At 34.6% G+C, this 20,735-nt stretch carries 16 protein-coding genes and 1 riboswitch; of the genes, 4 read left to right on the top strand and 12 right to left on the bottom strand.

Annotated features, from left to right (window positions below):
- Positions 1–42: 42 nt before the first annotated feature.
- From Q0516_RS05915 to dhaM, 3 genes are all read right to left on the bottom strand, one after another.
- On the bottom strand, positions 43–468 hold the full coding sequence (locus Q0516_RS05915; protein WP_257480591.1) for an Lrp/AsnC family transcriptional regulator: 426 nt from the start codon (positions 466–468) through the stop codon (positions 43–45).
- Positions 469–561: 93 nt separating this feature from the next.
- On the bottom strand, positions 562–1,725 hold the full coding sequence (metK, locus tag Q0516_RS05920; protein ID WP_294464307.1) for a methionine adenosyltransferase: 1,164 nt from the start codon (positions 1,723–1,725) through the stop codon (positions 562–564).
- Between the two features lie 67 nt (positions 1,726–1,792).
- Positions 1,793–1,890, bottom strand: a riboswitch (SAM riboswitch).
- Positions 1,891–2,324: 434 nt separating this feature from the next.
- Positions 2,325–2,702 carry a dihydroxyacetone kinase phosphoryl donor subunit DhaM gene (gene dhaM / locus Q0516_RS05925; protein WP_294464310.1) on the bottom strand — a complete coding sequence of 126 codons (378 nt, stop codon included), beginning with the start codon at positions 2,700–2,702 and terminating at the stop codon, positions 2,325–2,327.
- A gap of 337 nt (positions 2,703–3,039) precedes the next feature.
- On the opposite strand from dhaM, the gene Q0516_RS05930 reads away from it, so the two are divergent.
- Positions 3,040–4,740 (top strand): retron Ec67 family RNA-directed DNA polymerase/endonuclease, encoded by a 1,701-nt coding sequence (locus Q0516_RS05930; protein ID WP_294464312.1) that lies wholly within the window; start codon positions 3,040–3,042, stop codon positions 4,738–4,740.
- A gap of 38 nt (positions 4,741–4,778) precedes the next feature.
- Here the strand turns inward: Q0516_RS05930 and dhaL are convergent, their stop codons facing one another.
- The 5 genes from dhaL to Q0516_RS05955 form a co-directional block, all read right to left on the bottom strand.
- Entirely contained in the window at positions 4,779–5,393 is a 615-nt protein-coding gene (gene dhaL / locus Q0516_RS05935) for a dihydroxyacetone kinase subunit DhaL (protein WP_294464314.1), read from the bottom strand.
- Positions 5,394–5,403: 10 nt separating this feature from the next.
- Positions 5,404–6,396 (bottom strand): dihydroxyacetone kinase subunit DhaK, encoded by a 993-nt coding sequence (gene dhaK / locus Q0516_RS05940; RefSeq protein ID WP_294464317.1) that lies wholly within the window; start codon positions 6,394–6,396, stop codon positions 5,404–5,406.
- 524 nt (positions 6,397–6,920) lie between these two features.
- Positions 6,921–7,679: a DeoR/GlpR family DNA-binding transcription regulator gene (locus Q0516_RS05945; protein WP_257480587.1), complete on the bottom strand. Its 759-nt coding sequence runs from the start codon at positions 7,677–7,679 to the stop codon at positions 6,921–6,923.
- Between the two features lie 161 nt (positions 7,680–7,840).
- A complete protein-coding gene (locus Q0516_RS05950; protein WP_294464324.1) occupies positions 7,841–8,521 on the bottom strand; it encodes a hypothetical protein in 681 nt (226 codons plus the stop codon).
- A 116-nt stretch (positions 8,522–8,637) separates the two neighbouring features.
- Entirely contained in the window at positions 8,638–9,201 is a 564-nt protein-coding gene (locus tag Q0516_RS05955; RefSeq protein WP_294464327.1) for a manganese efflux pump MntP family protein, read from the bottom strand.
- Between the two features lie 131 nt (positions 9,202–9,332).
- On the opposite strand from Q0516_RS05955, the gene Q0516_RS05960 reads away from it, so the two are divergent.
- The 3 genes from Q0516_RS05960 (at position 9,333) to spoIVA (ending at position 13,943) form a co-directional block, all read left to right on the top strand.
- Positions 9,333–11,081 (top strand): NFACT RNA binding domain-containing protein, encoded by a 1,749-nt coding sequence (locus Q0516_RS05960; RefSeq protein WP_294464330.1) that lies wholly within the window; start codon positions 9,333–9,335, stop codon positions 11,079–11,081.
- A gap of 11 nt (positions 11,082–11,092) precedes the next feature.
- On the top strand, positions 11,093–12,412 hold the full coding sequence (der, locus tag Q0516_RS05965) for a ribosome biogenesis GTPase Der (protein WP_257480583.1): 1,320 nt from the start codon (positions 11,093–11,095) through the stop codon (positions 12,410–12,412).
- Between the two features lie 61 nt (positions 12,413–12,473).
- On the top strand, positions 12,474–13,943 hold the full coding sequence (gene spoIVA / locus Q0516_RS05970) for a stage IV sporulation protein A (protein ID WP_294464337.1): 1,470 nt from the start codon (positions 12,474–12,476) through the stop codon (positions 13,941–13,943).
- Between the two features lie 222 nt (positions 13,944–14,165).
- Here spoIVA and Q0516_RS05975 read toward each other — a convergent pair whose 3' ends face one another.
- From Q0516_RS05975 to Q0516_RS05990, 4 genes are all read right to left on the bottom strand, one after another.
- On the bottom strand, positions 14,166–17,591 hold the full coding sequence (locus tag Q0516_RS05975) for a pyruvate carboxylase (protein WP_294464340.1): 3,426 nt from the start codon (positions 17,589–17,591) through the stop codon (positions 14,166–14,168).
- 266 nt (positions 17,592–17,857) lie between these two features.
- A complete protein-coding gene (locus tag Q0516_RS05980; RefSeq protein ID WP_294464343.1) occupies positions 17,858–18,088 on the bottom strand; it encodes a hypothetical protein in 231 nt (76 codons plus the stop codon).
- Positions 18,089–18,464: 376 nt separating this feature from the next.
- A complete protein-coding gene (locus Q0516_RS05985; protein WP_307983359.1) occupies positions 18,465–19,535 on the bottom strand; it encodes a leucine-rich repeat protein in 1,071 nt (356 codons plus the stop codon).
- An 83-nt stretch (positions 19,536–19,618) separates the two neighbouring features.
- Entirely contained in the window at positions 19,619–19,855 is a 237-nt protein-coding gene (locus tag Q0516_RS05990; RefSeq protein WP_294464346.1) for a hypothetical protein, read from the bottom strand.
- Positions 19,856–20,735: the final 880 nt, after the last annotated feature.

The following is a 20,735-nucleotide window of genomic DNA, read 5'->3' on the forward strand; positions in this document are numbered from 1 at the left end:
CAATTTTCGACTTTTTTTGACATAGATTTACATATATTTACATTAAAAAATATTGTCTTTTACATGAGCATACATAACTACGAAGGTCTCCGTCGTACCAAACTGCTGCGCACCTTCCAAAAGCTCCGCAAGGTGTGTGGTGCTTGTCACATAGGCTTTTATAATAAGAGAATACTGACCGGTCAAATAATAGAATTCGCTTATCTCGCTTGCTTTGTTTGCAAACACTTTAAACTCTTCATATTTACTCGCAGGCATATCTATAGTTATAAATACGGTTATGCCCTGCCCCAGCTTTTCTCTGTCTATGATTGCTTTGTAAGCTGTTATAATCCCTTTTTGCTCAAGCCTTTTAACTCTCTCCGCAACCGCAGGCGCCGAAAGATTAAGCTCGGTCGCAAGGTTTTTCATGGTTATTCTTCCGTCAACGTTTAATCTCTCTAATATTTTTTTATCTATCAAATCCATAATAAGAACTCCTGTAGTAATATGATGATACCTTAAAACCATATTACTACATTTGCTTAAAATAATAAACCTTTTTTTGGCATTTACTTTAAATTATAAATATTTTTTTAATTCTTCGGCTTTATCCAGTTTTTCCCAAGGAAATTCGCTCCTGCCGAAATGTCCGTAAGCTGCTGTTTTTCTGTAAATAGGTCTTCTCAGATCGAGGTGTTCGATTATCCTTGTAGGTCTTAAATCAAAGTTTTCGTTTATTATTTCAACTATTTTTTCATCGCTTAATTTACTCGTTCCGTACGTATTTACATATATGGAAACCGGTCTTGCCACACCTATGGCATAAGCGACTTCTATTTCTATCTTATCGCATATACCGCTTGCAACTATGTTCTTTGCGATATACCTTGCCATATATGAAGCACTTCTGTCTACCTTTGTAGGGTCTTTTCCCGAGAATGCTCCGCCGCCGTGTCTTGCATATCCTCCGTATGTATCCACTATTATCTTTCTTCCCGTAAGTCCGCTGTCCCCCTGAGGACCGCCGATAACAAACCTTCCCGTAGGATTTATAAAATACTTTGTGTTCTCATCGAGGAGACTTTCATCTATAACGGCTTTAACGACATGTTTTATCATATCTTCCTTTATGGTATCGAGAGATACTTTTTCATCATGCTGAGTAGATATAACTATGGTATCCACCCTTACCGGCTTATCCCCGTCGTATTCAACGGTCACCTGAGTCTTACCGTCGGGTCTCAAATAGTCTAACGTCCCGTCTTCTCTGACCTCGGTAAGCTTGAATGCAAGCTTGTTTGCGAGAGATATGGGAAGAGGCATATATTCTTCCGTTTCATTGCAGGCAAAGCCGAACATTATCCCTTGGTCTCCCGCTCCGTTTTCTTCTTCCGTACTGTCATCACAGTCCAAAGACTTATTCACTCCCATTGCGATATCGCTTGACTGCTCGTCTATGGAAGTTATGACCCCGCATGTACTCCCGTCAAATCCGTACTTCGCCCTAGTATATCCGATATCCTTTATGGTCTTACGAACTATCTTCGGTATATCCACATAACCGCTTGTGGTTATCTCTCCCATTACGAGCACAAGCCCGGTATTCACCGCACACTCACAGGCTACCCTGGCATATGGATCCTGTGCAATGATAGCGTCTAAAACGCTGTCGCTTATCTGGTCACATATCTTGTCCGGATGTCCCTTTGTTACAGACTCCGACGTAAAAAAATGTTTATTCATTACTCTATCCTTTCCATGACCTTAAATAAAAAAATTTCTCATAGGTTCTCCCATGAGATTATCTTAATACTCATCATTCGGAAAAATCCCGTAGGTATTAGCACCGTACCTTTGCCGGTTGCCGGGTTTCATAGTGCCTATTCACTCCACCGCTCTAAATAAGGTCTATTTCATTGTAATTTACTTTAAAATATTAACATACTGTATACAGAAAAGCAAGATAATTGTCGATATATAATATAATTATCATCTATTATAAATTTAGATAACATACACAATAAAAAACATATATGCTAAAACAAAAATATAAAACAATACTTCCGTATCTCGGGGCACTACGCCTGCCTTCGGCAGATTCCGCGCCCCTAACTCAAATACCGCGATTAAAATACGAACGACACAAATCCCGCATTTTTACATTTGCTTTTTAGCCTCCATTATCTTAATCATTCAATACCACATTTATTATTTTTTACCCCGCATAATTTCATAAAAAAAAGACCATAAGGTCTTTTTTAAGATTTATATTTTTTATTCTATTTTTCTCTGTCTTTGATAAAAAATCATAATTTAAATCCCCAATTAAAAATTAAAGAAAACTAAAACTTACTTATGGTCTTGCATTCATCCACAGCCTTTTTTATATCTTCGATACTTCCTCCGCTCATGATAGTCACTGCTGCGGCAATACCACCTTCAACTACGGGACCGTCTATCATAGTTACTTTATTTTCAACCATATCTATCGCCATTTCCGTCGTCATCACCGCACTTCCGAGATCCATAAGTACGATAACACCGTCTCCGCTGTCCGCTTCATTTATCCCATTCATTATCTTTTCAAGGTCTGTACCGATACTCCCGTCACCAAGTCCCCCCGCAGGAACTATACTTACATCCTTTGCCATTTGAAGTGCAAGTTCTTTTACACCCTCAGCTATTTTTTCGCTGTGTGATACTATTACCATTCCTAACATATTTTCTTCTCCGTTTACTAAATTATTTTTATATCATTATATCATATTATATCAATAGTTGAATAAGCTAGAATAATAATATAATCAATTTTACATCAAATCTTATTTTTATAAAAAAATGTGTTAATTTATTAAAATTTGTTGAAAATAAAGTCTGCCTTTATTAGAATATATATTATAAACGTGTGATTAGATTATGGACTTGTGTTTCGCAAGTGTTGACTAAAATGGCAGGAGTATTTGCTATTCAAATCTATTAAATGTATAAGTATAATTGTTATTTTAATACTAAGCATCGCCTAATGAGTAATCACACGTTTTATTGAGGAAAAAAAAGATGGACTATATTTGTGATATAAAAACAAGAAATGAACTGGCAGATTTTTTAGATATTCCGAGAAAAAAATTAACATATATTTTATATGTTAAGGGCGTTGACAATTTATATAAATCATTTGATATTCCTAAAAAGAGCGGAGATAATAGACACATAAATTCACCCACAAAGGATTTAAAAGATATACAGGAAAAACTAGCAAATGCATTAACTACATATGAAAGAAAAATATGGGAAGAAAAACAAATAACTCCTAATATTTCTCATGCATTTGAAAAAGATAAAAGTTTTATAACGAATGCTAAAGTTCATAGGAATAAAAAATTCGTATTTAACATTGATTTAGAAAACTTTTTTGATAGTTTTCATTTCGGTCGCATTGTAGGATATTTCAATAAAAACCATAATTTTTTATTACCAAAAGAAGTTGCGACAGTAATAGCACAATTAGCTTGTTATAAAGGAAAACTACCGCAAGGCGGTCCCTGTTCACCTATAATAACAAATTTAATTTGTAATATATTTGATATAAGATTACTAAAACTTGCAAAAAAATATAAAATGGATTATACACGATATGCAGATGATTTGACATTTTCCACAAACAATAATAAATTTTTAGATTTTAAAGATAATTTTTATAATGAATTAATATTAGAAATTAATAATTCAGGTTTTAAAGTAAACTCTAATAAAACAAGACTCCAATATAAAAATTCTAGACAAGAAGTTACAGGGATTATTGTAAACAAAAAATTAAATGTAAAAAGAGAGTATTATAAAAAAACTAGAGCAATGGCATACCAATTATATAAAACAGGTGAGTTTTTTATAGAAAAGGATATAAAAGGTACTATAAATCAACTTGAAGGAAGATTTTCTTTTATTAATCAACTTGAAGAATACAATAACAAAATTGATACAAAAATAAAAAAGCATAATTTTGAAAATTTAAGTAGTAAAGAAAAAACATATAGTCAATTTATTTTTTATAAATATTTTTTTGCAAATTTAAAACCGTTAATAATAACAGAAGGCAAAACTGATATTGTATATTTAAAAGCTGCATTAAAAAATTTATATAAAGAATACCCGAAATTAATACATAAAAATGAGAACGGACAATTTGAATATAAAGTATTTTTTTTAAATAGAAATGCTCGTATATCACATTTTTTAAACTTAAAAGAATATGGAGCCAATTCTATGAATAATATTTATAAATTTTTTTCTAATCAAGGAGGAAAAAAATATCCCAACTATATCGAAATATTTAAAAAGTTAAGTCAAAAAGATCCGAAAAATCCAGTTATATTACTATTTGATAATGAACTGCAAAATAATAAAAAACCTATTTATAATTTTGTAAAAGACAAATTATCGATTGAAGAAAAGTCATATTTTAACTCAAACTTATGGATAAAACTAAAAAGTAATTTATATCTATCAATGACTCCATTAATAGAAGACCAAGAAGAAAGTGAAATTGAAGATTTATTTACAAAAGAAACTTTATCACACAAAATTAATGCAAAAGAATTTTGTAAAAGTAATGATTATGATAAATCTAAATTTTATGGTAAAGAAAGATTTTCTCAATTTATTATGAACAACTATCAAGAAATAGATTTTAGTAACTTTAAACCATTATTAAATAATATAAAAGATATATGTGAAAATTATGAGGTTGAACTACATTAAATAAAAAATAACCCCATAGTTTAATATGGGGTTATTTTTTATATAATATCATTTATGCATTCCATAATATAAGTAAAAGAAGTAGCCCCCGGGTCCTGATGACCGATGCTCCTATCTCCTATATAGGAAGCTCTTCCCTTCGTGGCTTTTATGGTCTTCGTATACTCCACTCCGTCAGCTGAAGCTTTCAAAGCTTTTTCCATTGCCGATTTTGCTCCGACATTAAGTCCTTCTTTAAAGGCGTCGTAAGCGGGTATCATAGAATCGAGCATAGTCTTTTCTCCCGCTTCCGATTTTCCTCTCATCTTGACTCCGTTTATGGCTTCTTCCATCATCTTGATAAAATCTTCACCGCTTATTTCTTCTTTTCCCTGTACTGCCATTCCCGCTTTCATGAAAGCCGTACCGTATAAAGGTCCAGCAGCTCCCCCTACGGTGGAAACTAACGTCATACCCACTGTTTTAAGGATAGTCCCGCAGTCTTTATCTTCAACAGTTTTAAGTTTTCCCTTTACCGCAGAAAATCCTCTCGCCATGTTTATCCCATGGTCGCCGTCGGCTATGGCACTGTCCAAATCGGTAAGATAATCTTTATTCTCTTCTATCTTATCCGCAATATCATTTATAAGTTTAATTAGTTTTTCTTTAGTCATGAAACCCTCCTTATAATGTCTTGAACCCTACTGTATCGGCTTTTGCGTCCAATAATTGTTTTAGTTCGTCATCAAGCCTTAGTAAGCTTATTGAAAATCCCGCCATTTCTATGGAGGTCATATAATGTCCTACAAAGTTTTTATATACCTTTATTCCCTTTTCTTTTAATATATCGGATATTTTATTTCCTACTATATATAGTTCCATTAAAGGAGTAGCTCCCGAATCGTTTATCATCACCGCCACTTCGCTTCCTTCAAAGTCTATATCCTTTAATATGCACTCAAGCAAATGAGCTGTGATTTCGTCCGCAGTGGTAAGTTTTTCTTTATGTGTACCCGGTTCTCCGTGGATACCTATACCCACTTCCATTTCATCTTCATTTATTTCAAATCCGGGTTTGCCCGCCGCAGGAACGGTGCAAGGAGAGATTGCAACGCCCATTGTCCTTACATTTGCGATGACTTTTTCTGCAACTTCTTTTACTTCTTTTAAACTTCTTCCCTCTTCTGCTGCAGCTCCTGCGATTTTATGTACGAATACTGTCCCCGCAACTCCTCTTCTGCCTGTCGTATAAAGGCTGTCCTTTACGGCAACATCGTCATTTACGACTACTTGTTCCACTTCTATGCCTTCCATAGCTGCCATTTCAGCCGCCATATCGAAATTCATTATATCTCCGGTATAGTTCTTTATTACAAGCAAAGTCCCCTTACCGTCATCCACCGCTTTTACCGCTTCATAGATTTGGTCGGGTGTGGGAGAAGTGAACACAGGCCCCGCAACCGCACCGTCGAGCATACCATACCCCACATATCCAGCATGAGCGGGTTCATGTCCGCTGCCGCCTCCGCTTATCAAAGCGACTTTATCTTTTTTCTTTTCGCTCCTTACTATCACATCAAGACCATCCAGTCTCTTTACATATTCCGGGTGCATTTTCGCTATCCCGTCTAACATCTCGTTTTCTACGTTCTCAGGTTTATTGATAAATTTTTTCATAAAGAAACCTCCTTTTTAATCAGTATATCATACCTTATAAATTTTCTCAAAAGTTAAGATGATAAATTTGATATTGATATTTCATCAAATAGTAATACATAACATTTATTTTTAAGCTTCCCCTAGGATATAATAAATAAAAGTCTTAAAGATATAAACATTAAAAAAAGAAATCAATCAAATAAATCAATAATGTTTTTAAAACAATATTGATATAAAATTACTGACTATTATAAAAAAGTACTTTAATTGAAAAAATTATTAAGTTATTAAAATTAAAATCATTTTTACAGATTAGACGAAACATTAATATTTTAAATCCACCTTTTGTTATATTGACACAGTTATATAAAAATAGCCCTGCTTATGATTTCTCTGATACTGAAGATTTTACGGAGAAATAAGTACTTGAATTTATAATATATAACGATAGAAATAATAAAATAATAGATAAGTTTATTTATGAATTAGAGGATTTAACCGATAAATACTATAAATAAAAAGACCTAGTTGTAGGTCTTTTATTAAGCAATGATAACTTCAACGCCCTTTTCTTCATAGGCTTTCTTATCTTCTTCGTCCATTTGATTTGTTATTATGTAGTCAAAATCCTCTACTTCCGCAAATTTAACCAGCATTTTCTGCTTTAGCTTAGATGAGTCCATGACTGCCGCGACTTTATCGGCGTTCCTTATCATAGCTTGTTTTACCGGCATTTCCGTAAAAGACTTTACGCTTGCTCCGTACTCTATATCCATTCCGTCCAGACCTATAAAAGCAAGGTCTGCATGAGTGTTTTCAAACAGGCTTTCCGAAGTGGGTCCCAGAAGTGAAAACACCGATTTTTCAATATATCCGCCCGCGACCAAAACCTTTGCCTTTGAATCAAGGGCAAGTTTGTATGCGATTTTTACATCGTTTGTGATGACCATTACTTCTTTATCCAAAATATTGGGAACCACATGATAAGGAGTGGAACCGCTGTCTATTATTATGGTATTCCCTTCCTCCACGAGCTTAGCCGCGGCTTTGCCTATTCTTTCTTTTTCTTCTCTGAACGTTTTGTCCTTTTGATAATGTGGAGTTTCCGTGGAAAGGATACTTTCAACGGAAGTAGCCCCTCCGTGAGTCTTTAAGACCTTTCCCATCTTTGCAAGCTCTATCAAATCTTTTCTTATGGTCACATTCGAAACATCAAGCATTTCGGATAATTCTTTTACACTTGCTTCCTTTTTTTCATATACATACTGCAAAATCGCTTCCTGTCTTTGTTCTTTGTACATATTTTCCTCCACAACTAAAAAATAAAATCTTTATAAACCTTTACATTTATAAATGTAACAAAATTAAAACTACTTGTCAATTATTAATCTTCATTTAGTTATTTTTTCTAATCAAAAAGAACATATCTTTCTTTTATTTGGAAATGATATGTTCCTTAAAGTTAATATAATTTAGGTTCTTCTTTTATTAGTTCTTCAAATTTTTCTCTGTGTTCTTTTGCATACTCCTGATATCTCAGAAGCTTTTCTTCATCACTCATAGAATATTTTTCTGCAAATTTTTTTAAATACTTATGCTCTTTTTTTACATAACTGTAATAGCTATCGGTTTCTCTATATTCATCCGTATGTCCTTCACAGTGAATGGAACGACTAGGTATATCATAATTTAAGTTTTTATATAACCTTAGAAGCTTTGCCTTTGATGAAGCTCTGTTATAATAATCATCCAGACCCTTATCTATTTTTTCTTGTATTTTATCAAGTTTTTTAACTAGCTTTATATAGGATTCTCTTTCATCTTTTCTGATTTTTTTAATCTCACTTTTATGTTCTTTCAAAATACTGTTCATTTCCGCTTTCAGTTTTTTGACTTTCTCATCGTCATTTTTTATCTTTGTATCTTCTGTTCCTTTATCAAGCTGATATAAAGCATCTCCGTATTTATTCTGTGCCATATAATACTTACTTTGCGCCAAATAATAATTGACTTTATCATCAAAGTTTCTTTCTTTTGCAGCCTTTGCAGCAGAATAGTTACCCTCTTTCATGTATTTTTCAACATTAGCAAGCTTTTCCTGATCCGAAGAACCGCAGCCCGATACAAAAACAAGTAAAAACATCAATGACAATAATGAAAATAATACTTATTTCTTCATGATTTCCCCTCTTTCGATTAATAAGATTTTATACTGCCGATATATATCAATACCCGGTTTTCTTCAAGAAAAAAGCTCCCCTAAAAAAAGAGAGCTTCCAAAAGTATTTTAAGACCTATTAAGATTAATATAACTCCGCCGAACACTTCCGCTTTTTCCTTGTATTTGCTCCCGAATATATTCCCGATTATAACGCCTATAAAAGAAATCACGAAAGTGATAACGCCTATAATCAAAACCGATGAAAATATGGATACGTCTAAAAATGCAAATGTAACACCCACGGCAAGTGCGTCTATACTGGTTGCGATAGCCATAAGAAGTAGTTCCTTTATATCAAGCCCTGCGGAGCAGGTTTCGCATTCTTCATTCTCACTGAGTGCTTCGTATATCATCTTGCCTCCGATAAAGGCGAGAAGTATGAAAGTTATCCAGTGGTCCACGGTGGTTATATATGTACTGAACTGCCTTCCGAGGAAGAAGCCTACAAGAGGCATCACAGCCTGAAACACTCCGAAAAACATCGCAGTTATAAGCCCGTGAACGTAATTTATTTTTCTCATGTTAAGACCTTTGCATATGGATACCGCAAAAGCGTCCATAGCAAGCCCTATTCCAATCAATGATAATTCTAATATCCCCATAATCTCTCCTAAACAAAGTATTCCAATTATAAAACAAAAGGTATTATTTATCAATTATTTTCTTCATATAGTTTGCTATAAAATTAATTTTAATATATAATTTAGACTATGCTAAAAGTAAGGAGAAAACAATGCCTTTTGATTCTATCACAACTTACGCAATCATAAAAGAATTGAACAGTAAGCTAAAAGGAAGTAAAGTCAGTAAAATATATATGCCCACAAAGTATGAAGTAGTCCTGCATACTTTCGACGGCGACAAACAAATGTTACTCATAAACGCAGGTTCCTCTACTCCGAGAGTGCACTTCATAGAAGATTACAACGCTTCCATGAACGAACCTTACGGTTTTTGTATGCTGCTTAGAAAATACCTTACGGGAGCCGTAATAAAAAATATAGAGGGATATGAATTCGACAGGATAATAAAAATCCGTTTTGAAAGTATAAATCTTCTCGGAGAATATCAAAATCTGACGCTCACAGCCGAAATCATGGGAAGGAATTCAAACCTTATTTTGATTGACGACGAAAGCGGGAAAATAATAGATTCAATAAAACACATAAGACCCGATAATCCACTCATGAGAGAAGTCATACCTAAAATAGACTATGAATATCCCACAAAGGATAGGCTGAACCCTCTTGATTTCAACGAATTCGTCGCTATGGATAATATAAGAAGTAACTCCGACAGGACTTTAAAAAGTGCGCTAATGAGTACATTCAACGGCATAAGCCCTATAATCTTCAGCGAAATCACTTCCGTACTCGATATAGATAAAAATGCGGGAGTAAACGAACTGAGCAAAGAAGATATAGAAAACATAATAAAGAGAATAAGAGAATATTTCAGCGGTTTAGACGAAAGACTAAAATATAACTTATACAGAAAAGACGGGAATAATAAAGATTATGTCTGTATAGATATATCTTCATACGAGGACATGGAAAAGATGACCTTTGATACACCGTCAAGAATGATAGATACGTACTATCACGATATCGACAGGTTAAACAGGTTAAAGGTCGTATATAAAGATGTTTATAACCTTATAAACCGTTCTCTTGCAAGAGAACAGCATAAGCTGGAACTTAGGAGAAAAGACCTTGAAAAAGCAGAAGGAAGCGAGAAATACAATATTAAAGGACAGCTTCTGCTTTCAAATCTTCATTTAATAAAAAAAGGAGATAAAAGCATAACCGTACAAAACTTCTTTAAAGAACCATACGAAGATATTACAATATCTCTAAACCCTGCTCTTTCGCCCAGCGAAAACGCAAATAAGTATTTCAAGAAATACACCAAGCTTGAAAATTCAAAGAAACACCTTGAAAAACTTATAAAAGACGGTGAAGAAAATGTATATTTCCTCGAATCCCAATCTCTTTATCTGGAAAGAGCCAAGACATATCCGGAAGTAGAGGATATAAAAAGCGTCATGGAAGAGCTTGGATATATAAAGAAGAAAAAGAAGAAACACAATCTTAAAAAGGTAAAGAAACTTAAATTTACCACAAGCGACGGATATGAAATATACGTGGGAAGAAATTCACTGGATAACGATTATCTAACGAGAAAATTCGCTTTTAAAACGGATTTATGGGTCCATACCAAGGATATCCCCTCTTCTCATGTTATAATAAGGACAAATAACGGAACATACTCAAATGAAGCATTGGAACTGGCGTGCAAACTGTGTGTATATTATTCAAAAGCCAAGAATTCTTCAAACGTTCCCGTGGACTATGCTTACATCAAATATGTAAAGAAACCCAGCGGGATGCAAGAGGGAAAAGTGATATATACAAATAACGAAACGGTGGAAGTAACGCTGAGTGAAGATGATATAAAAATGATAGATAAACTAAGCAGTTAAGGAGAAAACAAATGAGAGAACCTTTTGTTGCATTAATAGGAAGACCAAATACGGGAAAATCAACGCTTTTCAATAAAATATCCGGAAAAAGGATTTCCATAGTAGAGGATACTCCCGGAGTGACCAGAGACAGGATAATAACAGATACGTCTTGGTCGGGAAACAGTTTCTTCCTTATAGACACCGGCGGTATAGAGCCTAAAAGCGACGATATTATATTAAAACAAATGAAGAGACAGGCAAACCTAGCAATAGATATGGCGGACGTAATAGTGCTTGTAGTGGACGGAAGAGCGGGAGTAACCGCTTCAGACAGAGAAGTTGCAACGATGATAAGAAAAAGCGGGAAGCCATGCGTACTTGCGGTAAATAAAATCGACTCTTTTGATATAGATTATCTGAGGTACGAATTTTATGACCTAGCCCTTGGAGAGCCTATAGGTATAAGTGCGGAGCATGCACTGGGGTTCGGAGATTTACTTGATGAAGTGGTAAAACATTTCCCCGAAAACAAAAAAGGTATCGAAGAAGAAGAGAGAACAAAGATCGCAGTTGTGGGAAAACCAAATGCGGGAAAATCCAGCCTGGTCAATACACTTCTCGGGGAAAACAGAGTTATAGTAAGTAATATCTCGGGAACGACAAGAGATGCCATAGACACCATATTCAATTATGAAGGGAAGAATTATACCCTTATAGATACAGCGGGGATAAGAAGAAAAGCGAAGATATACGACGATATAGAGCACTATTCTACCATAAGAGCCATAGGTGCCATAGAAAGAGCGGACATATGCCTTTTAATGATAGACGCCATGGAAGGAGTCACCGACCAGGACGTAAAGATAGCCGGACTTATCAAAGACAGATATAAAGCGGTAATCATAGTAATAAACAAGTGGGACTTGGTGGAAAAGGAAACCAATACCATGAAAGACATGGAAAAGAAAGTAAGGAGTTCACTTTATTTCCTTGACTTCGCACCTATATTATTTATCAGTGCAACGGAAAAGAAAAGGACGCATAAGCTGATGCCTCTTATAGAAGAAGTACTTACCGAGTACGGAAAGAGGATAACGACGGGACTTTTAAACGAAATAATGGGCGATGCGGTGATGATGAATAATCCTCCGTCAAAGGGAACGAGGAGGATGAAGATATTTTATTCTTCACAGGTTTCAACGGCACCTCCTACTTTCGTAATATTCGTAAACGAACCGGAACTGGAACAGGACGCATATTCCAGATACCTTACAAATAAAATCAGGGAAGCTTTTACCTTCCTAGGAAGCCCGATAAAATTAATTTATAGAAAAAAACAAGAAAATTAATGATATTTTCACCTCCAGGCGAATAAGTATAAGTAAGATACTTGAGTTTGGAGGTTTTCTTATGAATTTAGGAATATACGAAGATATATCAAAAAGAACAGGAAGTGATATATATCTAGGAGTGGTGGGACCGGTTAGAAGTGGAAAATCCACTTTTATCAAAAAATTTATGGACGTTTTAGTAATACCTAATATCGAAAATAAATTTAAAAGAGAAAGAGCAGTGGATGAACTACCTCAAAGCGGCTCCGGCAAAACGATCATGACGTGCGAACCGAAGTTCGTACCCAACACCGCAGCTAACATCAACCTTGGCAGCGGGGTGAATTTAAATGTAAGGCTCGTAGACTGCGTGGGATATGTTATCCCGGGTGCAGTAGGCGACATGGACGAAAACGAAGAAAGAATGATCAGGACACCTTGGTCAGACAGTCCTATGCCTTTTAAAAAAGCGGCGGAAATCGGGACAAAAAAAGTAATTGAAAAACATTCAACTATAGGTATAGTTGTGACTACCGACGGGAGCATAAGCGGTATCGAAAGAAACAACTACATAGAAGCGGAAGAAAAGGTAATAAACGAACTTAAAGAAATAAATAAACCTTTTGTTACGATTTTAAATACTACGACACCTAACAGTAAAGCTACAAGAGACCTTGGGAAGGAACTTGAAGAAAAGTATGAGTGTAAGGTCATAGTACTGGATGTAATGAATATAACCTTAGACGATATAGAGTCTCTTCTCAAAGACGTATTATTTGAATTCCCTATAAAAGAAGTCAATTATTCTCTTCCTCTATGGCTTGATTTGGTAGAAGAAGAAAATACTATAAATAATGATATTTATGATTTCATTAAATCGAACAGTAACGATAACGATACATTGAACAAGGTGATTTTCGGCGTTAAAAATTCTTCTTTTGATGAGTTTGATATGGAAGTTACAAATATAGATTTAAGCAGCGGTATCGTTGACGTAGATGTAAAAGTCGAAAACAGCGCATTCTATAATCTTCTCAGCGAAAAGAACGATATCGAAATAAAGGGAGAATCCGACTTGTTCGGTCTCGTATCGGATTTGACGCAAATAAAGAGAGAATACGAGAAAATCGCATCGGCACTGTCTTTAGCCAGAAGCAGCGGATACGGAGTGGTCATGCCGGAATTCGAAGATTATAAGCTGGAAGAACCGGAAATGATAAGTAAGTCATCCCGTCACGGAGTGAAAATAAAAGCTTCCGCACCGGCACTTCACATAATATGTACTGATGTGGAAACAGCGGTAAGCCCTACGATTGGTTCGGAAGAAGAATGTCAGGTATTCTACGATAAACTTATAGATGAATATAAAAACGACCAGGATAAGATATGGGAAAGTGAATTCTTCGGACGTAACCTGAAAAATATGATAAGCGACAATATGCAAAACAAACTTATATCAATAGAAGATGATAATAAGATGAAAATCCAAAAGACCCTTACAAAGGTCGTAAATTCCGGCAAAGGCGGAATAATACTTCTTTGGTTATAAAAATGAAAACCGCAGAAATGCGGTTTTTTTATTGTCTGCAATGATTTTCGGGGCACTACGCCTGCCTTCGGCAGATTCCGCGCCCCTAGTGACAAAACAAAGTAACTTTTAATTTATAATGCCCCTTTTACAAGTTCGGTAAAATCGGTTTAATAATCGACGGACATATCAACATAACAAAAAAACAGCAAAGTACAACTCTGCTGTTTTTTATTTATAAAATTATTCAAGTTCTATTAGTAACTGTCCCGCTTTTACGCTGTCAAGTTCCTGTACGAGAACGTCTTTTATGACGCCTTCCGCAGGAGACACGACTTCTGTTTCCATCTTCATAGCTTCAACGACGCAGACAGCTTGATTTTTCTCTACTTTATCCCCTATTGCCACGTTTACTTTGATAACAGAACCCGGTATAGGAGAGCCGATATGCTTGTCGTTATTGCTGTCAGCCATTTCAACAGCCTGACTCATTACCTGTGAACGTATCGCATTAGGGTCTTCAACGTATAGTGCACGTCTGAAACCGTCAACTTCGAATACCATACGTTTGTTACCGTCGGCATGAGTACGTCCTATCCTTACCAATTTGATAACATGAGACTTACCTTCACCGAAGAATACTTCCGTTTCTTCACCTTTTGCAAGTCCGCTGAAGAATGCGTCGGAAGACATGTAAGTAAGGTCTCCGTAAGTATCTTTAAATCTTAAATATTCTTTGTATACTTTAGGATATAAAGCGGCGGATAATACTTGTTTGTTATTTAGATCCATATTGAATTCTTCTTTGAATTCCGCTTTTATCTTATCAAAATCTTCATCCGGAAGAAGAAGTCCCGGTCTTTTATCCACGAAATCTGCCCCCTTAAGGACTACTTCTCTGAGTTTTTCGTCAAATCCCCATTCGGGCTGACCTATCATACCCTTGAAGAAATCCACGACGCTGTCAGGGAAAGCCAAGTCTTTTCCTTTTTCATAGATGTTTTCCTTATCCAAATCATTTTGAAGCATGAATATAGCAAAGTCACCTACTACCTTTGAAGTCGGCGTTACTTTTATAATGTCTCTTAGAAGTTCGTTAGCTTCTTTATATTTTTCAAGAACATCGGTAAATCTGTGACCAAGCCCAAAACTTTCTACCTGAGATTTAAGATTGGAATACTGACCTCCCGGTACTTCGTATTTGTAAATCTGAGTAGTACCCGTCTTAAGCCCGGATTCAAACCCGGTATAATATCTTCTCGCTTTTTCGTAGTAATCGCTGATTACTTGGATATCATCCACATTGATGTTGCTTTCTCTCGGTGTATGTTCAATAGCAGCAACTATGGAATCAAGAGAAGGCTGAGATGTGGTGCCGCTCATGGATGAAACGGCTGCATCTACGATATCAACTCCCGCGGCACTTGCCATCAGCATACTTGATACACCGTTTCCGGCAGTATCGTGTGTATGGAAATGGATAGGGATACTTATTTCGTCTTTAAGTGCTTTTGCAAGTCTCATTGCAGCGGCAGGTTTAAGCAGTCCCGACATATCTTTTATCGCTAAGATATGTGCTCCCATCGCTTCGACTTCTTTTGCCTTCTTGACATAATAATCAAGAGTATATTTTGTCTTGTTCTTATCGAGGATATCTCCCGAGTAACAAATCGCTACTTCAGCAACCTTACCGAGCTTCAACACTTCTTCAACTGAAGGTTTGATTTGGTCTAACCAGTTTAGAGAGTCGAATACTCTGAAAACATCTATACCGCTTTCGGCACTTTGCTTAATGAAAGCTTTTATTACATTATCCGGATAATTCTTATATCCGACCGCATTTGAGCCTCTAAGAAGCATTTGGAATAAGATATTAGGTATCATTTCTCTGAGAAGTTCAAGTCTTGACCATGGAGATTCTTTTAAGAAACGATAAGATGTATCGAATGTAGCTCCTCCCCACATTTCCAAAGCATATATATCTTTTTCGTATCTGCTTACGCTTTCGGCTATCTTAAGGAAATCATTCGTTCTCATTCTGGTTGCAAACAGTGACTGCTGAGCGTCACGCATGGTCGTATCCATGAATAAAAGCTGCTTTTGGTCTTTTATCCACTGAACAAGCCCCTTAGGACCCTTTTCGTCCAAAATCTGCTTTGTTCCGCTTAATTTAGGCATATCCTGATAAATTGGGACTTCAATTTTAGGAAGCATTTCTCTCGAACTATCATTCTTTGCAAGAGTTGTCTTAGCCAAATATTCAAGCAGCTTAAGTGTTTGATTATCAAAATCGGAAATATCAAACAGTTCCGGATGATCTTCAATAAAGTTCGTATTGCATATCCCCTTCTTGAAGTCTTCATGTTCCAAAACGTTGATAAGGAAGTCTTTATTTGTAGAAACACCTTCGATTTCGTGTTCCTTTAAAGTCCTTATCATCTTCTTTCTTGCCTTGTCAAAATCTCTGGCATATGTGGTAGTCTTAACGAGCAGACTGTCGAAATAAGGAGTTATTTCCGAACCTACAAATCCGTTTCCTCCGTCTAGTCTTACCCCTGGACCGGAACCTGTCTTGTAAACATCTATCTTACCTGTGTCCGGCATGAAGTTATTAAGTACGTTTTCGGTAGTTACCCTGCACTCTATGGCAGCACCGCTCATTTTGATATCTTCCTGAGATTTTATGTTTATTTCTTCATCGGTAAGTTTATATCCTTCGGCAATGAGTATCTGCGCCTGCACAAGGTCAACGTTTGTTACAAGTTCAGTAACCGTATGCTCTACTTGTATCCTTGGATTTACTTCCATGAAATAATGCTTTTCATTTTCATCGACCAAGAATTCCACAGTACCCGCATTCGTATATCCAACGTGTTTTGCAAGGTTCACGCTTTCTTCGCAGATAGCTCTTCTAGTTTCTTCGCTTATAGACTGTGAGGGAGAGAATTCTATTATTTTCTGATGTCTTCTTTGAATAGAACAGTCCCTTTCAAATAAATGCACTATATGACCGTATTCATCGGCCAGTATCTGAGCTTCGACGTGTCTCGGAGCCCTTACGTATTTTTCGATAAATACTTCTCCGTTATTGAAGGCTTTCTTGGCTTCCCTCACGGCAGACTCGAATTGATTTCTTAAATCGTCTTCTCTTTCACATACTCTCATACCTCTGCCGCCGCCGCCTGCACTGGCTTTTATGATTACCGGATATCCGATTTTAGAGCTGATTTCTTTAGCTTCTTCGGCAGTTTCTACTTTTACCCCGTCAAGCACGCTTACCCCGGCTTCGATAGCTGCTTCCTTAGCATTTACCTTATTGCCTAACAGTTCTATTACATCGGAAGACGGACCTATAAATTTGATACCCGCTTTTTCACATTCTGCCGCAAAAATAGGATTTTCCGATAGAAATCCGTATCCGGGATGAATAGCGTCGATATTTTTAGCTTTTGCAAGTTCGATTATTGCTTCTATATTCAAATAGGCATCCGTAGGTGAATTTATCCCTTTTATCAGATACGCCTCGTCTGCTTTGCTTCTGAAAAGTGATAATTTATCTTCTTCGCAGTAGATGCAAATAGCTTTCATACCCAGTTCCTGAACGGCTCTGATAATTCTGATCGCTATTTCACCACGGTTTGCGATTAAAACTCTTTTAAATTTTTTCATTTCTGCCTCCTTGTTCCATTTTAATATTCATAATATTATACTAAATTTTCAGACATTTTAAAAGACTTTTTATGTATTATTATAAAAAACACATTATATTTATAAATAAAAATTAATAATTATTCAGTTATATTTTGACATATATTCCCTGTCTATATTATACTGCTTTCTCCTTAAACATACCGTAACATTTGTTACATGTATCTTTTAATTCAAGACTTTACAACTCTTTATAATTTAAATAAAAATAAAAAAGACATCTTGATTTATCGACGCCTTATATTTTCTCCGTTATATAGATTTCTTTTATTTATAAAACTTATCATCATGTATATAATTCCAAATATCATCAAAGCAATAGCTATACCTTCTATAAATCCCAAAGGGAAACCGGATATCCTATTTCTTAAAAACATTGACACTGCATACATCATCATACCGATGAAAGAAATCCCCATTATAAACATGTTACATCCTTTTCTCTTATAAAATTTCATTTGATTTTAATCCTATCTAATTTAATATCCACATCTAATATAAATTTAGTATATATTAGATAAATTGTCGATGGCTGTAAATCATTTTAAAGAGCATATTAATACACGTATATACCGCGGGGCACTACGCCTTGCTTCGCAAGATTCCGCGCCCCGCATCATCTTCGATAAATAAACGTCAAAATATCATATATACAAAATTCCCCAATATTAAAAAGCCCCTTATAATCAGGAGCTTTTTAATATTGATTTTCTCTATATCCTAAGATACTTTTGATAACATCATATTTATTTATCGGGGAAATAAGAATATAATTCTTTTATTGATCAAAGTATCAATAGAGGCATATAATTATACCGTAAAATAATTTTTTATTTAGATATATTTTCTCTTTAATACAAATCCCATACCGCCCAGTGCTATAATGATCATTCCTCCGTATAAAGGTAAATTACTGACGTCTGAGGTGTTCGGAGATTTAATGTTTTGCTTGGTATTTTCGCCGTTATTCGTTTTTGCAGCATTTTTATTATCATTGCCGCTATCTCCGTTTGAATCATTTTTATCTATCTTTTCACTATCATTATCAGATGCAACCTCGCTGTCGTTTATATTTTCATCAATGATTTTAGTTTCCTTTTCTTTACATCTGCTACACACTTTTTCCATAGTTACTTCTTTTACTTTTTTGTTGCCGTCTTTAACGATAATCTGAGATTTTACTTCTTTCCATCCGGAGTATACATGTGTTCTGATAACATCTAAAGACAAACCTAAACTTTTATATGTATCATCTTTGCTGCCGTCACGGGTTATTACCTTTAAATAATTTGGTATATAATTATCCAAATCAGTTTCTCCGTTAACTTTACATGCCAACTCTATTTTATCAAGTATTAAATTACTTATATAACGATTAGCATTAGGAGCCATAAGTTCATCAGGAATATTTTCCAAATTAGGTAATGACACAAATTTCAAACTACTGTCATTTTGAATTATCGACTCCAATGCAAAAGCCCAGTTTTGTACACTGGTAACCCCATTACCGGTAAAAGAGGTAGCATTAATACATGATGCAAAAGCATAATTTCCTAATGTATTTATACTTTCGGGAATAATAATATCTCCCTTCAATTCATTACAACGAGCAAATGCACCATAATCTAACTTTGTAACCGTATCCGGTATCCAATCTAAATTATTTATCTTACTGGAAGAAAAAGTCTCTCTAGGTATACTCGTTAAATTTTTAGACCAGTGATCAACAGTCTCAATACTTGAAGCTGAAAATACATATTGTCCCATTAAAAGTACGGAGTCAGGGATATAAATAGTTTTTATTTTACTGGATGTAAATGAAAAAGAACCAATTGTTGTTACCGTATCAGGTATAACAACAGAAGTTATATCGGCATCATTAACATGTTTTTTGTAAAACCATATTCTTCAATAACGGTAACGGTATATTTAATACCATTATGCTCCACATTTGCGGGAATAACAATATCTCCGCCTAAACTGCGGGATTATCTTGATACACTTACTGTGCCGTCTTTTAAAATCTTAAAATCAAAATTTCCATCAGTAGAAGTATCCCCTACCGATTTGGCATATACATCTTCAGAAGATTTAGTTATACTATCCTCCACCTTTTTTTCATCTTTTTCATTCTCAGCAGTTTTTGTTTGATTATCATTTATCAAAGGCTGTGTTTGAGTTGTTACAGCTTCATTTTCATTTTTAATCTTGTTTTGCTTTACCAATATTTGAAGCCCAAACAGGCGATATAATTAACGATGACAACATTAAAACAGAAACCAACATCGCTGTAATTCTTTTTTTATAATTATCTTCCTTTCTTAAATTTAATTTTGTTTTATTTCACTAAAAAATTTTATATGTTTTATTTAATATAAAACCATTTCTTTTACTGACATTAATATAAAAAAAGGCTGATATTATCCTACATTTTTTACATAAAACATAAAAATCATGTCATGAAATACAATATAATTAATAAAAAATTTTATTTTATATAAAGGAATCAAAGTAATTAAAATAAAAAAAGAAGTTTATTATTATGAACTCCCTGAAATTTATTCCCTATATTCTTATCTTAAATTTTTTCTATCTCACTTTTTTTAATTATTTTATTACGCCTAAAATCTCACATATCTTTAACTTTTTTCTTTTTTAACCGATTTAAGAATATAAAAATATATCTTTAAATCTTTATTCCATATCCTCTTCCTTGACAACATAACAGCATTCCCTCATATAAAAAGCCTGACAAAAAATTTTTTATATGTACCGGAAATATTATTTCGTTTTCGTAACGGTGTTTCCTTAAACTGCCGATTATATAGATAAATACTATCTCCATTTGCTCTTCGGAATAATCATTTAAGTCAAAAGGTAATGCCTTTCTGACAGTATAAATCTTTATTTTTAAGTTTAATTTGTTATTCTCGGATATATTTATATCAAACCGGAGTAATATTTTAAATTTTCTTAATTCTAATCACAAATAGAAATCTTATATACCATAAATAATACATCTTTTAAATTAATGTTTCAGACAGATATCCAAAGTAAAATAATATTTAATAAATTCTTTATTTCTTTTCTAATTAAAATTTCAAG

This window comes from uncultured Anaerofustis sp. (assembly GCF_938029165.1).
Classification (GTDB): Bacteria; Bacillota; Clostridia; order Eubacteriales; family Anaerofustaceae; genus Anaerofustis.

Excerpts from the sequence above, each read along its gene's own strand:
- Q0516_RS05915 (WP_257480591.1), bottom strand. The coding sequence starts at position 468 with ATGGATTTGATAGATAAAAAAATATTAGAGAGATTAAACGTTGACGGA.
- metK (WP_294464307.1), bottom strand. The coding sequence starts at position 1,725 with ATGAATAAACATTTTTTTACGTCGGAGTCTGTAACAAAGGGACATCCG.
- dhaM (WP_294464310.1), bottom strand. The coding sequence starts at position 2,702 with ATGTTAGGAATGGTAATAGTATCACACAGCGAAAAAATAGCTGAGGGT.
- Q0516_RS05930 (WP_294464312.1), top strand. The coding sequence starts at position 3,040 with ATGGACTATATTTGTGATATAAAAACAAGAAATGAACTGGCAGATTTT.
- dhaL (WP_294464314.1), bottom strand. The coding sequence starts at position 5,393 with ATGACTAAAGAAAAACTAATTAAACTTATAAATGATATTGCGGATAAG.
- dhaK (WP_294464317.1), bottom strand. The coding sequence starts at position 6,396 with ATGAAAAAATTTATCAATAAACCTGAGAACGTAGAAAACGAGATGTTA.
- Q0516_RS05945 (WP_257480587.1), bottom strand. The coding sequence starts at position 7,679 with ATGTACAAAGAACAAAGACAGGAAGCGATTTTGCAGTATGTATATGAA.
- Q0516_RS05950 (WP_294464324.1), bottom strand. The coding sequence starts at position 8,521 with ATGTTTTTACTTGTTTTTGTATCGGGCTGCGGTTCTTCGGATCAGGAA.
- Q0516_RS05955 (WP_294464327.1), bottom strand. The coding sequence starts at position 9,201 with ATGGGGATATTAGAATTATCATTGATTGGAATAGGGCTTGCTATGGAC.
- Q0516_RS05960 (WP_294464330.1), top strand. The coding sequence starts at position 9,333 with ATGCCTTTTGATTCTATCACAACTTACGCAATCATAAAAGAATTGAAC.
- der (WP_257480583.1), top strand. The coding sequence starts at position 11,093 with ATGAGAGAACCTTTTGTTGCATTAATAGGAAGACCAAATACGGGAAAA.
- spoIVA (WP_294464337.1), top strand. The coding sequence starts at position 12,474 with ATGAATTTAGGAATATACGAAGATATATCAAAAAGAACAGGAAGTGAT.
- Q0516_RS05975 (WP_294464340.1), bottom strand. The coding sequence starts at position 17,591 with ATGAAAAAATTTAAAAGAGTTTTAATCGCAAACCGTGGTGAAATAGCG.
- Q0516_RS05980 (WP_294464343.1), bottom strand. The coding sequence starts at position 18,088 with ATGAAATTTTATAAGAGAAAAGGATGTAACATGTTTATAATGGGGATT.